The 19,562-nt window shown below is 39.0% G+C and carries 15 protein-coding genes; 2 read left to right on the top strand and 13 right to left on the bottom strand.

Features of this window, described 5'->3' with window-relative positions:
• Positions 1-135: 135 nt before the first annotated feature.
• Complete coding sequence (locus EUBHAL_RS13355; RefSeq protein WP_005351069.1) at positions 136-936, bottom strand: basic amino acid ABC transporter substrate-binding protein; 801 nt, start codon at positions 934-936, stop codon at positions 136-138.
• Between the two features lie 200 nt (positions 937-1,136).
• A complete protein-coding gene (locus tag EUBHAL_RS13350; RefSeq protein ID WP_044923614.1) occupies positions 1,137-2,096 on the bottom strand; it encodes a DMT family transporter in 960 nt (319 codons plus the stop codon).
• Positions 2,097-2,285: 189 nt separating this feature from the next.
• Here EUBHAL_RS13350 and argH point away from each other — a divergent pair, with 189 nt between their 5' ends.
• A complete protein-coding gene (gene argH / locus EUBHAL_RS13345) occupies positions 2,286-3,671 on the top strand; it encodes an argininosuccinate lyase (RefSeq protein ID WP_005351063.1) in 1,386 nt (461 codons plus the stop codon).
• A gap of 15 nt (positions 3,672-3,686) precedes the next feature.
• On the top strand, positions 3,687-5,069 hold the full coding sequence (locus EUBHAL_RS13340; protein WP_005351062.1) for a sodium-dependent transporter: 1,383 nt from the start codon (positions 3,687-3,689) through the stop codon (positions 5,067-5,069).
• Positions 5,070-5,121: 52 nt separating this feature from the next.
• Here EUBHAL_RS13340 and rsmH read toward each other — a convergent pair whose 3' ends face one another.
• The 11 genes from rsmH to EUBHAL_RS13285 form a co-directional block, all read right to left on the bottom strand.
• The gene (rsmH, locus tag EUBHAL_RS13335) at positions 5,122-6,180 is read right to left on the bottom strand and encodes a 16S rRNA (cytosine(1402)-N(4))-methyltransferase RsmH (RefSeq protein ID WP_005351061.1); all 1,059 of its coding nucleotides are present in this window, start codon (positions 6,178-6,180) and stop codon (positions 5,122-5,124) included.
• Between the two features lie 115 nt (positions 6,181-6,295).
• Positions 6,296-7,630 carry an MATE family efflux transporter gene (locus EUBHAL_RS13330; protein WP_005351060.1) on the bottom strand — a complete coding sequence of 445 codons (1,335 nt, stop codon included), beginning with the start codon at positions 7,628-7,630 and terminating at the stop codon, positions 6,296-6,298.
• Positions 7,631-7,658: 28 nt separating this feature from the next.
• Complete coding sequence (locus EUBHAL_RS13325; protein ID WP_005351059.1) at positions 7,659-8,525, bottom strand: mechanosensitive ion channel family protein; 867 nt, start codon at positions 8,523-8,525, stop codon at positions 7,659-7,661.
• A 154-nt stretch (positions 8,526-8,679) separates the two neighbouring features.
• Positions 8,680-9,765, bottom strand: coding sequence for an aspartate-semialdehyde dehydrogenase (gene asd, locus EUBHAL_RS13320; protein WP_005351058.1), 1,086 nt, complete (start codon positions 9,763-9,765; stop codon positions 8,680-8,682).
• A 117-nt stretch (positions 9,766-9,882) separates the two neighbouring features.
• Positions 9,883-11,046, bottom strand: a complete 1,164-nt coding sequence (locus EUBHAL_RS13315; protein ID WP_044923611.1) for a phosphoglycerate dehydrogenase — start codon at positions 11,044-11,046, stop codon at positions 9,883-9,885.
• Positions 11,047-11,065: 19 nt separating this feature from the next.
• The gene (ilvB, locus tag EUBHAL_RS13310; RefSeq protein WP_005351054.1) at positions 11,066-12,769 is read right to left on the bottom strand and encodes a biosynthetic-type acetolactate synthase large subunit; all 1,704 of its coding nucleotides are present in this window, start codon (positions 12,767-12,769) and stop codon (positions 11,066-11,068) included.
• A gap of 20 nt (positions 12,770-12,789) precedes the next feature.
• Complete coding sequence (ilvD, locus tag EUBHAL_RS13305) at positions 12,790-14,463, bottom strand: dihydroxy-acid dehydratase (protein ID WP_005351052.1); 1,674 nt, start codon at positions 14,461-14,463, stop codon at positions 12,790-12,792.
• 132 nt (positions 14,464-14,595) lie between these two features.
• Complete coding sequence (gene leuB / locus EUBHAL_RS13300; RefSeq protein ID WP_005351049.1) at positions 14,596-15,678, bottom strand: 3-isopropylmalate dehydrogenase; 1,083 nt, start codon at positions 15,676-15,678, stop codon at positions 14,596-14,598.
• Between the two features lie 140 nt (positions 15,679-15,818).
• A complete protein-coding gene (locus EUBHAL_RS13295; protein WP_242648801.1) occupies positions 15,819-16,472 on the bottom strand; it encodes a peptidoglycan recognition protein family protein in 654 nt (217 codons plus the stop codon).
• A 255-nt stretch (positions 16,473-16,727) separates the two neighbouring features.
• Entirely contained in the window at positions 16,728-18,179 is a 1,452-nt protein-coding gene (gene guaB, locus EUBHAL_RS13290; RefSeq protein ID WP_005351045.1) for an IMP dehydrogenase, read from the bottom strand.
• Between the two features lie 556 nt (positions 18,180-18,735).
• The gene (locus EUBHAL_RS13285; RefSeq protein ID WP_005351037.1) at positions 18,736-19,233 is read right to left on the bottom strand and encodes a hypothetical protein; all 498 of its coding nucleotides are present in this window, start codon (positions 19,231-19,233) and stop codon (positions 18,736-18,738) included.
• Positions 19,234-19,562: the final 329 nt, after the last annotated feature.

Below are 19,562 nucleotides of genomic sequence, written 5' to 3'. Positions count from 1 at the left end.
TCATCCTCCAGTTTGTATCTCAAAAATGTTATAAAACAAAAGAGTACCCGGGACAACTGCCCCGGGTATGGAAAGCGGTATACACTGCTTCCTACTTTTTCATATCATAGCTACAATCTCCGTAACTACGTATAATTATTTGATGTATTTGTCAAGAATCTTCTGGATAGTTCCATCTTCTTTCAGCTCTTTTAATGCTCCGTTTACTGCGTTAAGTAAATCAGTATTGCCTTTCTGAATTGCTGCTGCATAATCTTCCTGAACATAATCTGTATCAAGAATCTGTAAACCATCTGTTGTCTCAACGAAAGACTTCGCTGGCTGGTTATCAATGATTACTGCATCAATCTTACCGCTTGTAAGAGCCATAACTGCGTCAGCACCTTTATTGTATTCTTCTACGTTTTCTTCGCCAAAGTCATCTTTTGCGTAGATGTCACCAGTTGTTGCTAACTGCACACCAATCTTTTTACCTTTTAAGTCATCAATAGACTTAATGGAAGAACCTTCTTTTACGATAACGGACTGAATACCTGTTGCATAGCTGTCAGTGAAGTCAACAGACTGCTTTCTCTCATCTGTTACAGTCATACCTGCAAGACCTAAATCTGCTTTACCTGACTGTACTGCTGTGATGATAGAGTTAAATTCCATATCCTGAATCTCCAACTTCAGTCCTAATTTATCTGCGATCGCTTTTGCGATGTCAGCATCAATACCAACAATATCATTACCCTCATAAGATTCATATGGTGGGAATGTCGCATTCGTTGCCATTGTTAACACACCATCTTTTGCTGTCTTTACTGTAGCTGTTCCATTAGCAGAAGTACTGGATTCTGCTGACTTTTTGTCGTTGCTGCTACCGCATCCAGCTAACATAGATACAGACATAACAACTGCAAGCGCAACGGCTGCTAATTTTTTCATCTTCATTTTTCTCTCTCCTTTGTTTCATTTCATTACAAGTTTTTCTAAAAAAATTTGCGTATTGTAAGAAAGCTACACAAAGCTTTCTTCTAGATATAAAAAATACCACAAACCGAATAAAAACACAAGTGCTTCCTGCATATTCTTTGAATAAATATTCATCAAACTTACTTTGAATTAATAAAATGAACATGTACTATGCATTTTTATACTTTTCTTCGGATATCCGGAAGCTGCGCTAATACAATCGCAATAAACATAAGTGCACAGCCAATCAATTCTCTTGTTGTAAGAACCTGATGAAGGAACAAATATCCTGAAAGGGCGGAAAATACAGATTCTAAACTCATAATCAGTGCCGCTACCGTTGGATTTAATCCTTTTTGTCCCAGAATCTGCAACGTATATCCTACTCCTGTTGACATAATACCTGTATAAAGAATCGGGCCTGCCGCATTTAAAATCATTGCCATATTCGGACTTTCAAATAAAAACATACAGATTGCGCCAAGCATTCCGCCGGTAAGGAACTGAATGCAAGACATTTTTACCCCATCTACAAATGGATTATAATGGTCTATCGCGAGAATCTGTCCTGTGTATAAAAAGGAACAGCATAAAATGAGAGCATCCCCTCTCTGAATTGTCATTTTTTCTGTAATACATAAAAAATACAGCCCGGCTAATGCGATAACTACGCCAATCCAAGTGAGGATTCCGCAGTATTTTTTAAAGAAAAGGCCGACAACCGGTACGATAATAATATAAAATGTTGTGATAAATCCTGCCTTTCCTACGGTTGTGTACTGAATTCCCGTCTGCTGAAAACAGTTTGCTAAAAATAAAAATATTCCGCATACAATTCCACTTTCTAAAAGCCGCTTATTTTTCCAGCTTAATTTTTCTTCCTCTGCCTGCATCTTTTGAAAGCTGTTAATACCGTTATCTGAGGCTGTTTTTACACTTTCACTCCGTCTTTTTTTTCGAATATTATCAATGACCATAATGACCGGAATCAGAAATAATCCTCCAATCACGGAGCGAAGACAAATAAATGTAAATGGTCCGATATAATCCATACTTACACTCTGTGCTACGAATGCTGCACCCCATATCATTGCTGTCAGAAACAGAAAAATCGTGTCTCGTATCTTATGTGTTTTCATCTCCATTTCTTCTTTTCTTCCTCTTTTCCTCTCAAACTTACCTGCAAATCTCGCAGATAAAACAGATTATACTCCAATCTTATTATGTAAACAAGATATTTTCTGCCTTTTTCCTTGCCAGTTACTTTATTTTCATGTAGAATATTCATTTAGAACACTTTTAAAATTTACAATACAGGAGGAATTTTTATGGCTCAGTTATGGGGCGGACGATTCACAAAAGAAACCGACAAACTGGTTTACAATTTTAATGCGTCCATCAATTTTGATAAGAAGTTTTACAAACAGGATATGGAAGGAAGCATCGCTCATGTAAAGATGCTTGCCGCTGTTGGTATCCTCACAGACGAGGAAAGAGACAAAATTATCGCTGGCATTGAAGGTATCCTTCGTGACGTGGAGAATGGTTCTCTTGAAATCACAGAGGAATATGAAGATATTCACAGCTTTGTAGAGGCAGTCCTCACAGACCGCATCGGTGATGTCGGTAAGAAACTTCACACAGGAAGAAGCCGTAATGATCAAGTTGCCCTTGATATGAAGTTATATACAAGACAGGAGCTTCTTGCAATCCGAGAACTTGTTCTTGAACTCATCAAGACATGTCAGACCTTAATGGAAGAAAATATCCACACAGTTATGCCTGGGTTTACACATTTACAGAAGGCACAACCTCTTACACTTTCTCACCATGTTGGTGCTTATATGGAAATGTTTAAAAGAGACTATTCTCGCTTAAGTGACATTTATGACCGAATGAACTACTGTCCATTAGGTTCTGGTGCCTTAGCAGGAACAACCTACCCTTTAGACAGAGAAATGACCGCGGAACTTCTTGACTTTTACGGTCCTACTTTAAACAGCATGGATTCCGTATCTGACAGAGATTATGTTATCGAGTTATTAAGTGCTCTTTCTACAATTATGATGCATTTAAGCCGTTTCTGTGAGGAAATCATTCTCTGGAACTCTAATGAGTACCGTTTCATTGAAATTGACGATGCTTACAGTACAGGAAGCAGTATTATGCCACAGAAGAAAAATCCAGATATCGCGGAATTAATCCGCGGAAAGACTGGTCGTGTTTATGCCGCTTTAACATCTATTTTAACTACTATGAAAGGAATCCCACTGGCATATAACAAAGATATGCAGGAGGATAAAGAACTCACCTTTGATGCATATGACACTGTAAAGGGCTGCCTTGCCCTCTTTAACGGTATGTTAAAGACAATTACTTTCCATAAAGACATCATGGAGCAGAGTGCCAAACATGGCTTTACAAACGCTACCGATGCAGCAGATTACCTTGTAAATCATGGGGTTCCATTCCGCGATGCTCATGGAATTGTGGGACGTCTTGTACTGTATTGTATCGACAAAGGAATTGCTCTTGATGATATGAGTCTTGAAGAATATAAAGCAATCAGTCCTGTATTTGAAAATGACATTTATGAGGTAATTGATGTTCATACTTGTGTTGACAAGAGAAATACTATCGGTGCCCCAGGTCCAAAAGCAATGGAACAGGTCATCGCGATCAATAAAAAATGGATTGAAGAACACGAAGAGTAAACAGGGAGAATAACTATGAAACATTCAAAAAAGTCACATAAAGAGGGCCGAGGAAGTTTTTCCGGCCGTATCGGCTATGTGCTGGCCGTTGCCGGTTCTGCTGTAGGTCTTGGAAACATCTGGCGTTTTCCATACCTTGCTGCAAAATATGGAGGAGGAATCTTTCTTTTAGTTTATCTCCTTTTAACTGTATCTTTTGGATATGTTCTTATTATGTCCGAAACAGCTCTTGGGCGTATGACTAAAAAAAGTCCGGTAGGTGCATTTGCTTCTTTTGGTAATAGCTTTCCTTTTAAACTGGGAGGCTGGCTCAATGCGGTTATTCCTATCCTGATCGTTCCTTATTATAGTACGATCGGTGGATGGGTTATCAAATATCTTGCTGAATATTTAAAAGGAAATGTGCAGGAAGTTGCACAGGATGGCTACTTTACCGAATTCATCACAGATTCTTTTCAAACAGAACTGTGGTTTCTTGTTTTTGCAGCATTAATCTTTATTATCATCCTTGGCGGTGTAAGAAATGGAGTAGAACGAATGTCTAAAATCATGATGCCAATTCTTGTACTTTTAGCAATCGTTGTAACAATATATTCCGTTACACGTCCGGGCGCATTAGCCGGAGTAAAGTATTTCTTAATTCCTAACATGAAGAATTTTTCTTTTATGACAATTGTTGCTGCAATGGGACAGATGTTTTATTCTCTTTCCATTGCTATGGGAATCCTTTACACCTACGGTTCTTATACAGATAAAGATATGGATCTTGAACAATCCACAACACAGATTGAAATCTTTGATACAGGGATTGCAATACTTGCCGGATTAATGATCATTCCTGCTGTTTTCTCTTTCTCTGGTGGAAATCCTGAAAACTTACAGGCCGGACCATCCCTCATGTTTATTACTTTACCAAAAGTATTTGCCAGTATGGGAATCGGTACCGCAGCTGGTATCCTGTTCTTTGTACTCGTGCTGCTGGCAGCTCTTACAAGTGCAGTATCTTTAATGGAAACCTGTGTATCTACTTTTGCAGATGAATTTCACTGGAGCCGTAAAAAATGTTGTGTATTCATGGCTGTTGTTATGATTGTTCTTGGTTCCGCATCTTCTATGGGATACGGTGCCCTTGATTTCATTCAGATCTTCGGAATGGCATTCCTTGATTTCTTTGATTTCCTTACAAACTCTGTAATGATGCCGCTTGCTGCTTTAGCAACCTGCTTCTTAATCCTCAGGGTTGTTGGATTTAAGAAAATCTCAGAAGAAATCGAACAGTCTTCTTCTTTCCGCAGAAAGAAGTTATACACTGTCTTCCTTAAATATTTCGCACCAATCTGCCTGATTATTATTTTGTGCAGTTCTATCGCGAATGTATTAGGAATTATTTCTATGTAAACTTAATACAGACAAAAACCGGGGAAATCATATACTTCCCCGGTTTTTATTATTATTTTATTGCCCATCTCATTTTTGTAGATCTTGCTCTGCCGTTTCGATGGCATTCTTCTTTTGAAGGGCGGATGACATTCTTTGCCACCTCACTCCATAACCCTTCCTTCTGCTGTCTTTTCCAGATTTTCTTTACTAATCTGTCCTCTCCGGAATGGAACGTGAGAATCGCTACACGTCCGCCCGGTGCAAGTATATGTGGTAACTTTTCTAAGAATTCTTCTAGTACTTCAAATTCGCTGTTTACATCAATGCGAAGTGCCTGAAAGGTTCTCTGGCAAGTCTTCTTGATGGTATCCTTTTTTTCTTTATCATCTGGCAGAAATACAAGCGCTCTTTCAATAACTTCTTTTAGCTGTCCTGTCGTATCGATTTGTTCTCCTTGACGAAATGTCTTCATAATCTCTTTTGCAATCTGTTCTGCATAAGGCTCATCTGCATTCTCACGCAGCATACCTTCTATTTCATCTCTGGTTAATTCTCTTAACCGTTCTGCTGCAGAAATTCCCTTATCCGGATTCAAACGAAGATCCAAAGGCCCTTCTACTTTATAAGAAAAGCCTCGTTCCGGATTATCAATCTGCATGGAGGATACCCCAAGATCGGCTAATACAAAATCAAATAATCCATGTTCTTCCGCTACAAGATCAATGTTGCGGAAATTCTGCTGTATGATCGTTAAAATATCTTCCCCATATCCTGCTTTCCTTAAACGATCCGTTGTTTTTACAATTTCAATCGGATCCACATCTAATCCATAGATATGGCCTTCGCCTTGGAGACATTCTAACATCTTTCTTGTATGTCCTCCGTATCCAAGTGTACAGTCTAATCCTTTTTGTCCCGGCTGGATCTGTAAAAAATCCAAAATCTCCTGCACACAAATAGATATATGCATTCCCGCCGGAGTACTTCCTTTACGGATTACTTTCTCAATCGTATCTTTATACTTTTCCGGCTGTAGTTCTTTATATTTCTCTTCAAACTTTCTTGGATGCGTTCCTTTATAACGCACTCGTCTTTTATGTGGTTTTTCTAATTCTTTATTTTCTTCCATAGGAACCCCCTGTATAATTTTTATGTATTCTCATAATCTCTTGTATTTCATCTTATGAGACATCTTTTTATTCTTATATCATGATAACACAGGTTAACGAACAGAAACAACAAAATCAGTCCATACATCCTTGTTTTTTCTTCATCCATGCATAGGCAATTACACAGATCATTACAGAAAGAAGGGAACCTCCTACTGTAGCTAAGCCCATCGGAAAAAGGCTGGAAAATACTTTAGCTGTAATATACACTCCCGGTATTCTTACAAGAAGAATCGCTATAATGTTATGGATAAAGGAAAGTTCTGAATGTCCACAGGCACAAAAGTAACCACTGAAACTGAAATGGATACCTGCAAATATACAGTCAAATATATATCCCCTGATATACTGGGAACCAAGTACTATTACTTTTGCATTTTCTGTGAACAAGCCAACTACCGGTCCTGCAATAAACTGCATGATAATTGATATCATTACACCAAACCCTACGGTAATCAGCACTGCATAATAAAGTATCCTCTGTGCTCTTTCCCTCTTGCCTGCACCGATATTCTGCGCTCCAAGTGCAGATACAGTAGAAAGCATAGAAGATGGTACCAGAAAGAGGAAACTGATAATTTTTTCTACAATTCCTACCGCCGCAGCAGTATCGAGTCCCCGCCTGTTTGCAATAATAGTGATAATTATAAAAGCAATCTGGATAAATCCATCCTGCAGCGCGACAGGAATACCAATTTTTAATAATCGTTTTATTGTTTTCCTGTCTATCTTAAAATCATTTTTAGAAAGAGAGATTCCTGTCTTTTTTTTCATAATAACGACAAGAGCAATCAGTACACTGATTGTCTGTGAGCAAGTCGTTCCTAATGCTGCTCCCGCTGCACCCATATGCAGTCCGCCAATAAAAAGATAATCTAAAATAATATTTATAGCACAGGCTGCTGCAATAAAGTACATCGGGCTTTTAGAATCTCCTATTCCTCTAAAAATAGAACTGATAATATTATAGGCAGTAATAAAAGGAATTCCCAGAAAACAGATGGTAAGATAAATAACTGTTTCATGAACTGCTTCCTGCGGTGTTGACATCATGCCGACAATGGGTTTGATAAAAAATAAAAGACCTGCTGCTCCTACAATTGCCAGCATCATAAAAAGGGTGACTGTATTCCCAATATCTTTGGCTGCTTTTTTCTTATTGCCCGCCCCAATCGCCTGTCCGATATTAACCGTTGCTCCCATAGCAAGACCAACGATCATTACCGTAATCATATGCATTACCTGGCTGCCGATAGATACTGCCGTTATACTCGAAATATCTTCAAACTGTCCGATAATAAACAAGTCGGCCATACCGTAAAGCGTCTGTAAAAAATAGGATAATAAATAGGGCAGAGAAAAATATAAAATACTCTTCAAAACACTGCCCGTCGTTAAGTTCTTCTCCATTGTAAATTTTCTCCCTCTTATTCTTCTCTTATTCTTTTTCCTGCGGAATCAAATTTACATCAAGCTGTTCAAATGGAATAGCAATATTGTTATTGTCAAATTCTTCTTTAATTTCTTCCAATACTCTCCAACGTGATTCCCAATAATCCTCTGTTTTTACCCAGTAACGAATCCCTATATCTATAGAACTTGCCTGAAATTCATTTACGTAAATTTTAACCGGCTCATCTGTAATTCTTGCCGGTTCTTTTTCTATTAAAGCATTTAATACTTTTCTGACTTTTTTGATATCTTCACTATATTCAATACTGACATTCAGATCAACACGTCGTTTTTCCTGATAAGTTACATTCGTAATACTAGCATTTGATAAATTTCCATTTGGTATCATGATCGCTTTATTGTCTACACTTAAAAGCTTTGTATACATAATTCCAATTGCCTGTACAGTTCCTTCTTTCCCAGAGTTTCCCTCAATAATATAATCCCCAACCTGAAATGGTTTTAATAATAACAAAATAACACCACCGGCAATATTCGACAGTGAACCCTGTAAAGAAAGACCAAGAGCAAGACCGGCAGAACCAAGTAATGCCACAATAGATGAGGCTGCTACGCCAATCTTTGTTACCGCCATAAAAATAACAAGTACCTTACCGCCAATCTTAATAAAAGAAAGCAGGAAGGTCTGCAGCGTTGTGTCCATAATCGAACGCTCAAAAATCTTATGTGCCATTTTTACCACATAGGATACGATTTTAAAACCGATGAATAAAATCAGCAGTGCCCCGATAATGTCACCACAAAAATCTGCCAGTTTCACTCCTGTTTTACCAAGGTATTCATAGATAAGTGAGTGAGCAAAAGACTTCAATGAAGCTGCTTCTAACAACATAAAAAACCTCCTAAAAAAAGAAAAATGATATATCCCAGATATCGCTTTAGAGCGTGTTTAAAATGTAGACAGGCATCTTAAACAAAGCGGCTGCAAAGCAGATGGGATATATCATTTTTTATTTTTCACCTATATCAAATCTACAAATCAGAATTTATTTTGCTGTGATATATCCCTGTGCTGTTAATAATTCTGCACAAAGTACAGCTCCGCCGGCTGCGCCACGTACTGTATTATGAGATAATCCTACAAATTTATAATCAAACATTGTATCTTCTCTTAAACGTCCCATGGAGATTCCCATTCCATTTTCAAAATCAATGTCTAATTTAACCTGTGGACGGTTATCTTCTTCCATATAACGTATGAACTGCTTTGGTGCGCTTGGTAAGTTAAGCTCCTGTGGAAGTCCTTTGAAGTTTTCCCAACGGTCGATGATTTCTTCTTTGGTTGGTTTCTTTTCAAAGTTTACGAATACGGCTGCTGTATGTCCATCAAGTACAGGTACACGGATACACTGTGTTGTGATTAATGGTGCAGTTGCTTTTTCGATTTTGCCGTCTACAACTTTACCGAATAATCTTAATGGTTCCTGCTCGGATTTTTCTTCTTCGCCACCGATGAATGGGATGATGTTTTCTACCATTTCCGGCCAGTCTTTGAATGTCTTACCTGCTCCGGAGATTGCCTGGTATGTTGTTGCCACAACTTCCTTAGGACCAAATTCTTTTAATGCAAAAAGTGCTGGAGCGTAGCTCTGGATGGAACAGTTTGGTTTTACTGCTACGAAACCTTTCTTTGTTCCAAGACGTTTTTTCTGTGCCTCGATTACCTCAAAATGTTCTGGGTTAATTTCAGGTACTACCATTGGTACGTCTGGTGTCCATCTATGTGCGCTGTTGTTAGAAACTACAGGTGTTTCTGTCTTTGCGTAAGCATCCTCGATCGCACGGATTTCTTCTTTGCTCATATCTACAGCACTGAATACGAAGTCTACTTCAGAAGCTACTTTTTCTACTTCGTTTACGTTCATTACCACGATATTCTTTACAGCTTCCGGCATCGCTTTCTGCATTTTCCATCTTCCGCCTACTGCTTCCTCATATGTTTTTCCTGCAGAACGTGGACTTGCTGCGATTGCTACTACTTCAAACCAAGGGTGATTCTCTAAAAGAGAGATAAATCTCTGTCCAACCATTCCTGTACCACCAAGGATACCTACTTTTAATTTCTGATCCATTTTCCTATGTCACCTTTCTGTGTAAAATAACTATGGGTTTATTCCTGTTTTTTATTTTCAATAGCTATCCAAAGCCATATTGCTCTGGACAGTTATTTTTGATGTATATTATTATAATTATTTAACCACTCTTACCTTAAGTACACCTTCAATATCTATGATATGCTGTACAGATTCTTCTGTAATTACAGAATCCACATCGAAGATTGCGTAAGCATAATCGCCTTTTGTCTTGTTGCTCATTTCTGTGATGTTGATATTGTCTTTTGCAAATGCACCTGTGAAACGAGTCAGCATGTTTGGAATATTTCTATGTAAAATAGCAATACGTCCCTGTGTCTGGCATACACCAAGCTGTGTGTTTGGGTAGTTTACAGAGTTTGTGATATTACCATTCTCCAGATAATCCATAAGCTGGTCTACTGCCATCTCTGCACAGTTATCTTCGGATTCTTCTGTGGATGCCCCAAGATGAGGGAATGCGATAACCCCCTTTACTCCTGCTACCTTTGGTGTAGGGAAGTCTGTTACATAATGTGCCAGCTTACCATTGTCTAATGCTGCAACTAAAGCATCTTCATCTACAAGACCGTTACGTGCAAAGTTTAAGATAACGGCATCTTTTTTCATCTTTGCAATGCCTTCTGCACTAATCATGTTCTTTGTGCTGTCTAACAGTGGAACATGGATTGTGATGAAATCACAATTTTCAAAGATTTCATCAATAGAAGATACATGATGAACGGCTCTTGATAAATTCCATGCGGACTTTACAGACAAGAATGGGTCATATCCGTAAACTTCCATGTTGAGGTTGTGTGCAGCATTGGCTACGAGAACACCGATTGCTCCAAGACCAATAACACCAATCTTTTTGTTCTGGATTTCTCTTCCGGCAAATGCTTTTTTGGCTTTTTCCATTGCCTTTGTGATGTTAGGGTCTTCTTTGTTCTCTTCTACCCATTTATTTCCACCGATTAAGTCACGGGATGCTAATAACATTCCTGCGATAACCATCTCTTTTACACCATTTGCATTGGCTCCTGGCGTGTTAAATACAACGATTCCTTTTTCAGAATAATCTGCGATAGGGATGTTGTTTACACCAGCTCCTGCTCTTGCAACAGCTAAAAGATTCGGCACATCCTGCATATCATGCATTGCTGCACTTCTTACTAATACAGCATCGGCTTTCTGTAATTCTTCTACCTGCTTATATTCTTCTGTAAAAAGAGAAGTTCCACATGGAGAGATTGGATTTAAGCATTTATACTGAAACATCATTATAACTTCCTTTCATTTATTTAGATTCTTCCTGTTTTTGTTTCTCTAAGTCTTCTTCATTGAAAGCATCGCTGATAGAACCGCCTGGCGCTACCATCGGCCATACTTTATCATCACTGTCGATGATACAGTCAAGGAGATATGGTTCATTAGAAGCAACCGCTTCTTTGAAAGCAGCTTCAAATTCTTCAATTGTCTCTACGCGTTTTGCCTTTGCACCCATTGCTTCTGCAAGTTTTACAAAGTCTACTTTATCATAGAGTGTTGTGGAGGAATATCTTTCCCCATAGAAAAGATTCTGCCACTGGCGAACCATACCAAGCACATGATTGTTTACAACTACTTCAATTACCGGAATCTCTGAACGGGTTGCAGTTGCAATCTCGTTCATATTCATACGAAAACAGCCATCTCCTGCGATATTTACAACAACTTTATCTGGGCATCCGCATTTGGCACCGATTGCTGCGCCAAGGCCGTATCCCATTGTTCCAAGTCCACCGGAAGTAAGGAACTGACGAGGGCGTTCGTATTTATAATACTGGGCTGCCCACATCTGATGCTGTCCAACTTCTGTTGTGATAATCGCATCTCCCTCGGTAAGCTCGTAAATCTTCTCAATAAGTCCTGGACCTGAAAGACGTTCTTGATGATAAGTCATCGGATATTTTGCTTTCATATCCTGAATTTCCTGCATCCAGGCTTCATGTTGCTGCTGGGAAAGTCTTCTATTTAAAATAGTAAGAACTGCCTTTACATCACCGATAATTGCAGTATCAATTAAAATATTTTTATTTACCTCAGCAGGATCAATATCAATCTGAATGATTTTCGCTCTGCTGGCAAATGTCTTGGCATTACCATAAACACGGTCGCTGAAACGTGTACCGATTGCAATGAGTAAGTCTGATTGGGATACCCCGATATTCGAAGTCTTCGTTCCATGCATTCCCAACATTCCTGTATAGGCTGGATCCTCTCCTGGGAAAACACCCTTCCCCATAAGTGTATCACAAACTGGGGCATCAATTTTCTTTACAAACTCTCTTACCTGTTCACTGGCATCAGATAATGTACATCCGCCACCAAGAAGAACATATGGCTGTTTTGCTTCCTCAATCATCTCGATTGCTTCTTTGACACTCTTTTCTTTGATTGTCTCACAGACTGGGTGAATCACGGCTGGTTCCATAGATTCAAAATATGTCTTTGCTGCTGTGACATCTTTTGTAATATCTACTAAAACCGGGCCTTTTCTTCCTGACTGTGCAATCTGGAATGCCTCACGGATGGTATCCGCAAGTTTTTCAATATCTTTTACAATATAGTTATGTTTTGTTACTGGCATTGTTACACCTTTGATATCAATCTCCTGGAAAGAATCCTTTCCAAGAAGGCTGACACCAACGTTTGCTGTAATCGCTACGACTGGAATGGAATCCATGTAGGCAGTTGCCAACCCGGTCACGAGGTTTGTTGCCCCCGGACCGGATGTAGCCATACATACTCCTACTTTACCAGTTGCTCTGGCATAACCATCTGCTGCATGGGAAGCTCCCTGCTCATGAGAAGTAAGAACATGATGGATTTTGTCACTCTGTTTATATAATTCATCGTAAATATTTAAAATCGCTCCGCCCGGATAACCGAAAACGGTGTCTACCCCCTGCTCTTTTAAACACTCTAATACGATTTCTGAACCATTAAGTACCTGCTTCATTATAAATATATCCTTTCCAATTATTTTAACTGGTCAACATCTAAAACTGCGCCTCTGTTTCCAGAAGTAACAAGAGCAGCATAGCGGCGAAGGTAACCATCTGTAATTTTGGGCTCTCTTGGCTGCCATTTTTCTTTTCTCTTTGCTAATTCTTCATCAGAAACATCAACATTTAAGCTGTTGTTTGGAATATCAATCTTGATGATATCTCCCTCTTCAATTAAAGCAATTGGCCCTCCAACGGCTGCTTCTGGGGATACATGTCCGATAGAAGCTCCTCTGGAAGCACCGGAAAAACGTCCATCTGTAATTAATGCTACAGAATCGCCAAGTCCCATTCCTGCAATTGCAGAAGTAGGATTTAACATTTCTCTCATTCCAGGGCCACCCTTTGGTCCTTCGTAACGGATAACAACAACATCACCAGGAACAATGTCGCCACCTTTGATTGCCTTGATTGCATCTTCCTCACAGTCAAATACTCTTGCAGGTCCTTCATGTACCATCATTTCAGGAACAACGGCAGACTGTTTTACGATACCAGTATCTGGTGCGATATTTCCCTTTAAGACAGCGATTCCACCCTGTGCCATGTAAGGGTTGTCGATTGGACGGATGACTTCTGGGTTTAAGTTATGAACGTCTTTGATATTCTCTCCTACTGTCTTTCCTGTTACAGTAATCTGGTCTTCGTAAAGAAGTCCTTTTTTGCTAAGTTCATTCATAACAGCATATACACCGCCAGCTTCGTTTAAGTCTTCCATATAAGTTGGTCCTGCTGGTGCAAGATGGCAAAGGTTTGGTGTTTTTGCACTGATTTCATTCGCAATATCCATGTTCAGTTCTACGCCTGCTTCATGTGCGATTGCAGGGAGGTGAAGCATTGTATTTGTAGAGCATCCAAGTGCCATATCTACTGTTAAGCAGTTTAAGAAAGCTTTCTTTGTCATAATGTCGCTTGGGCGTACATTATTTTTCAGTAATTCCATAACCTTCATACCTGCATGTTTTGCAAGACGGATTCTCTCGGAATATACGGCTGGAATTGTACCATTACCCCGAAGCCCCATACCAAGAACCTCTGTCATACAGTTCATGGAGTTGGCTGTGTACATACCAGAACAGGAACCACAGGTAGGACATACTTTGTTAACGTATTCTTCTACCTTTTCTGCTGTCATTTTACCAGCTTCATAAGCACCTACTGCCTCAAACATAGAAGAAAGACTTCTCTTTCTTCCATCAACGTGTCCTGCTAACATTGGACCGCCACTTACAAAAACAGTTGGTACATTGATACGTGCTGCTGCCATTAAAAGTCCAGGTACGTTCTTATCACAGTTTGGAATCATAACTAAAGCATCAAACTGATGAGCTTTTGCCATACATTCTGTGGAATCTGCGATTAACTCTCTTGTTACTAAGGAATACTTCATTCCAGTATGTCCCATAGCAATACCGTCACATACAGCAATTGCAGGGAATACAACTGGTGTACCACCAGCCATAGCAACACCCATCTTTACAGCCTGTGTGATTTTGTCAAGATTCATATGTCCTGGAACGATCTCGTTGTAGGAGCTTACGATACCTACTAAAGGTCTTTCCATCTCTTCTTTTGTATAACCTAATGCATTAAACAGGGAACGATGTGGTGCCTGCTGCATTCCTTTTTTTACGTGGTCACTATTCATAATTAACCTCCAATGATTCACTTAGAAATGAAATCTTCATTTTCTAAAATATAAATTATTTATCCAATGTAGATACTTCTTCCATTGAATATACCCTTATCCGATACAATTCTAAATAACTTTCAACTACATCTAGATACGTTCTGCGATAAGAGTTCCCATCTCTTTACATCCAACCTTTGTCATTCCTTCAGACATGATGTCTACAGTACGGTATCCATCTTTTAATACCTGTTTTACTGCATTGTCTACAGCATCTGCTGCCTCATCCATATTGAAAGAATAACGAAGAAGCATAGATGCAGAAAGGATGGTTGCGATTGGATTGGCGATATCCTGTCCTGCGATATCTGGTGCAGAACCGTGGCTTGGCTCATATAAACCGAAGCTTCCTTCTTTTAAACTTGCAGAAGATAACATTCCGATAGAACCAGTTACCATACTTGCCTCATCAGATAAAATGTCACCAAACATGTTCTCTGTAAGGATAACGTCGAACTGCTTAGGATCTCTCACTAACTGCATGGCACAGTTATCAACTAACATATGCTCTAACTCTACTTCCGGGTAGTCTTTTGCAACTTCGTTGACAACCTTTCTCCATAAGCGGGAAGAATCAAGTACATTGGCCTTATCTACGCTTGTTACTTTCTTTCTTCTCTTCATAGCAATATCAAAACCACGGATAGCGATACGACGAATCTCTTCCTCACTGTATGTAAGGGTATCAACAGCCTTTGTCACTCCATCTTCTTCAAATGTCTTTCTTTCTCCAAAGTAAAGACCACCTGTTAACTCTCTCATAACGACAAGGTCAAAACCGTCTCCGATAATGTCTTCTCTTAATGGGCAGGCGTCTTTTAACTCTTCATAAAGATATGCCGGTCTCATATTGGCAAATAATCCAAGTCCTTTACGGATAGCCAGAAGTCCTGCTTCTGGTCTTAAGTTTGCCGGAAGCTTATACCATGGAGAAGTTGTTGTATTACCACCGATAGAACCCATCAGTACGGCATCACAGCTTTTTGCTGTCTCTAATGCTTCTTCTGTAAGAGGCTTTCCTGTTGCATCAATGGATGCACCGCCAAGAAGGATATCTGTGTAATCAAACGTTTCGTTATATTTTTCTGCCACTTTATCTAATACTTTAAGTGCCTCTGCCACGATTTCCGGACCGATTCCGTCTCCTCGGATTACACCTACTTTATAACTCATTGTTTCATCCCTTTCCTTTTTCTTCTATCGTTTATACCCTTTATGAATTACCTCTTATCATTTCCTGCAAATTAACAATCTAAGTGTTCATGGGTATAGATACTCACAGTTAAATATCATATCTCATTTTTCTATTATAATCAATCTTTTTCCAGACATTCCTGCACTTTATTGCAAAAATCTTTCCATGCCTGCTCATGTTTTACATAATATCTCGGACACATCTTTCCGGTAACATCATAATGACGAATCACATTTTTGGAAGATAAACCATACGTCTTGCAAATCCACGCTGTAAGGCGCACAGCCGAATTATATGTTTTGTCATTAAACTTCCCGTTTTTCTTTGGATGGCAGCACTCAATCGAAATCGTATCTTTATTCCGGTTATTTGATGCATAAGAAATTTCGCTCTGCGGAATACATTGAATAACCTCTCCATCTAAACCAACAATATAATGACTACTTGCCTTGGTAAGATGCGTGTTTTGCAGATTATTAAAATAATCCCGATTCTCTTTTGCCGTACTGCCCGGATTTTCCACATAGTGGATAACGACTCCCTTTACCTTCCTTAAAGCAATTCCACTTCGGCTATACGGATTCTTATCTAAAAAATCTTCTGTAATCTCTGGCCTGCCACAAGGGCCATCCTCCGCGGGAAGTACACGGCTTCCAACATCACTTCCCTCTTCCTGCTTTGGTGAAATTCCTGACACGCTATTTGGTTTCCAAAGAAAGCTACTATGTAAAATAGAAATAAATACTGCCAGAAAAAGTATTGTAATTGCCAACTGTCTTTTATTTGATATTTGTTTTCTCCCTTTTCGTTTTTTCCCAGACTTTTTTCTCTTCCTCACTCTATTTTTCATCCAGACCTGCTTTTGTCCGCTGGAAAAAAACATCGAATCCCTTCTTTCTATGAAATATTCAATGACTGCTTTCTTCAGAATACTGCTTAAATTCTACACCTGACTTCATAATAGGAAGACGATAAAAAAACTGCGCAGATAGAGCTAAACCCCATCTGCGCAGCCTTTGCGTTCTTATTATTCTACACTATAGTTTGGTGCTTCTTTTGTGATATGAATATCATGAGGATGACTCTCTTTTAAGGAAGCTGCTGTAATCTTTACAAACTGTCCTTTCTCTTTTAATTCCTGAATCGTCTTCGCTCCGCAATATCCCATACCGGAACGTAATCCTCCAACGAGCTGGAAGATGGTATCTTCCAATTTACCTTTATAAGCTACACGGCCTTCTACACCTTCTGGTACTAACTTCTTAGCGTTAGCCTGGAAGTAACGGTCTTTACTTCCGTTCTCCATAGCTGCCAGTGAGCCCATTCCACGGTATACTTTATATTTTCTTCCCTGATATAACTCAAATTCTCCTGGGCTCTCGTCACAACCTGCAAGAAGTCCACCAAGCATTACAACATTCGCTCCGGCTGCGATAGCCTTTGTAACATCACCAGAGAACTTAATTCCACCGTCTGCGATGATTGGAATGTTATACTTATCTGCCATCTCGTAACAATCCATAACAGCGGTAATCTGTGGAACACCGATACCTGCAACTACACGAGTCGTACAGATAGAACCAGGTCCGATTCCAACCTTAACAGCATCAACACCACATTCGATCATGGCCTTTGTTCCTTCTGCTGTTGCGATGTTACCCGCGATAACCTGTAAGTCAGGATACTTCTCTTTAACTAAAGCAAATGTCTTCAATACGTTAGCGGAATGTCCGTGAGCGGTATCAATAACGATAACGTCTACATGGGACTTAACAAGCTCGTCTACACGGTTTAAGATATCTGGAGTACATCCTACTGCTGCACCACAGAGAAGACGGCCATTGCTGTCCTTAGCGGAATATGGATAACGAATCTGCTTTTCGATATCCTTAATTGTAATTAAACCTTTTAAGTTATAATCATCATCTACGATAGGTAATTTTTCTTTTCTTGCTTTGCCAAGAATCTGTTTTGCTTCTTCTAAAGTAATTCCCTCTTTTGCAGTAACTAAACCTTCGGAAGTCATAGACTCTTTAATCTTCTTATTAAAGTTTGTCTCAAACTTTAAGTCACGGTTTGTAATAATTCCGACTAATTTACCGTTCTCTGTGATTGGTACACCAGAGATACGGAACTTCGCCATCAGGTCTTCTGCCTGCTGTAAGGTATGTTCTGGGGAAAGATAGAAAGGATCTGTAATAACACCGTTCTCTGAACGTTTTACCTTGTCTACTTCTTCTGCCTGGGCCTCAATGGACATATTCTTATGAATGATACCAATTCCTCCCTGACGTGCCATGGCAATTGCCATCTGATGCTCTGTAACTGTATCCATGCTGGCACTCATAAATGGAATGTTTAACTTAATCTTGTTTGTAAGCTTTGTCTCCAGATTAACTTCATTCGGAATAACTTCTGAATATGCTGGAACTAATAACACATCATCAAATGTAATTGCTTCTTTAATGATTTTTCCCATTGTTTTCTTCCTTTCTATCCTTGAATAATGATTAAAAATATAACTAATATTAGTAAATTATGTTAGCAAAGAAACGCACTTTTGTCAACGTGGCAAATAAAACAGAATTTCTCAGCAAATCGCGCTTAATGTTATACAATTTCACAATTTATGAAAAATAGACGAAATGTCTGACTTCTTGGGGTTGGGGGAACAGACGCCTCCGGTAAGCGAAATAAGGTCTATCTGTGACTTTCGTCGCTGCAAATAGAAGTCTGAGAAACAGCCAGACAGTAAAATAATGGATTTTGATTCCGTTGTAAAGAACACAAAGTCACAAAATCCATTATTTACTGCGCGGCTGTTATCTATGGTCAAACTTTGCAGCTCCCAGGCCACAGATAGACCTTATTTCGCTTACCGGAGGCTGTTTGTTCCAATCCGAAGATGCATACTTTTCGGTTTGTGGCAAATTGTGAAATGGCTATAATCGGAAGAACGCGGATTTTCCGAAAAATGGGGAAGAAAAGGGAAGTGGCCGCTGAAGGATTTCGTTTAAAATGGGGTTGTATACATTTTATCGTTTGGGTTTACGAATAGAAATCGTTTGCAGATATTTCGCCATCTTAATATCGGCTTCTATTTCTTCTTTCATTTCTTCGTATGTTCCTTCTTCTTTTGCTTCAGAAATCATTTCTTGAATTTCTTCGTCCGTCATGCTAAACGAATATGCCAGGCCAATTCTTTTTGCCTCATATGTTCCCAATTCATCTTCGACAGGACTTTGATTCAATCTTACAATCAATTCTATAACAACATCTTTCATCTCAGAAAAAATATTAGTACCATTTAGCATTACAACATGACTATGTTCTTCATCATTTCTAATTTCTATTTCATCGATACACTTATTCGAATCTACATGTACTAAAAGTGATGACTCGTAAAAATAGTAATTATCTTCGTACTTATCAACTTCACCCACAGCTTTCACAACAGACGAAATACTATCTCCAAACATAATCTCTATACCATCACATTGAATACCCTTACCCACTTCAATCTGTACTTTCATTTTTTAAATATCTCCCGTTCAATATATTTTTATAGACATAATATTCCATCTTGTTTACAAAAGCAAGCTCACATACTATTTTCTTCTGGAGAATCCCCAAAATTACTCCATCAAGTAAATAAATTCTGTATATTCCAATCCTACAAATCACTTGAAAAAGATTTGAGGATGAGACAAGCTAATTTTGCTTCTACAGCCAAAGCACAGCCCTCAGGAAATAAAACAATCCATATTTGTGGCCTGGAAGCAAGTGTTGGATACGAGCGATAGAGCGAGTATTCAACACGCAGCGACGAAAGTCACAAATATGGATTGTTTTGGTATGCTCT

The organism is Anaerobutyricum hallii DSM 3353 (assembly GCF_000173975.1).
GTDB lineage: Bacteria > Bacillota > Clostridia > Lachnospirales > Lachnospiraceae > Anaerobutyricum > Anaerobutyricum hallii.
Note: the sequence above shows the minus strand (reverse complement) of the source record. Positions and strands in the feature narration are given on the sequence as shown.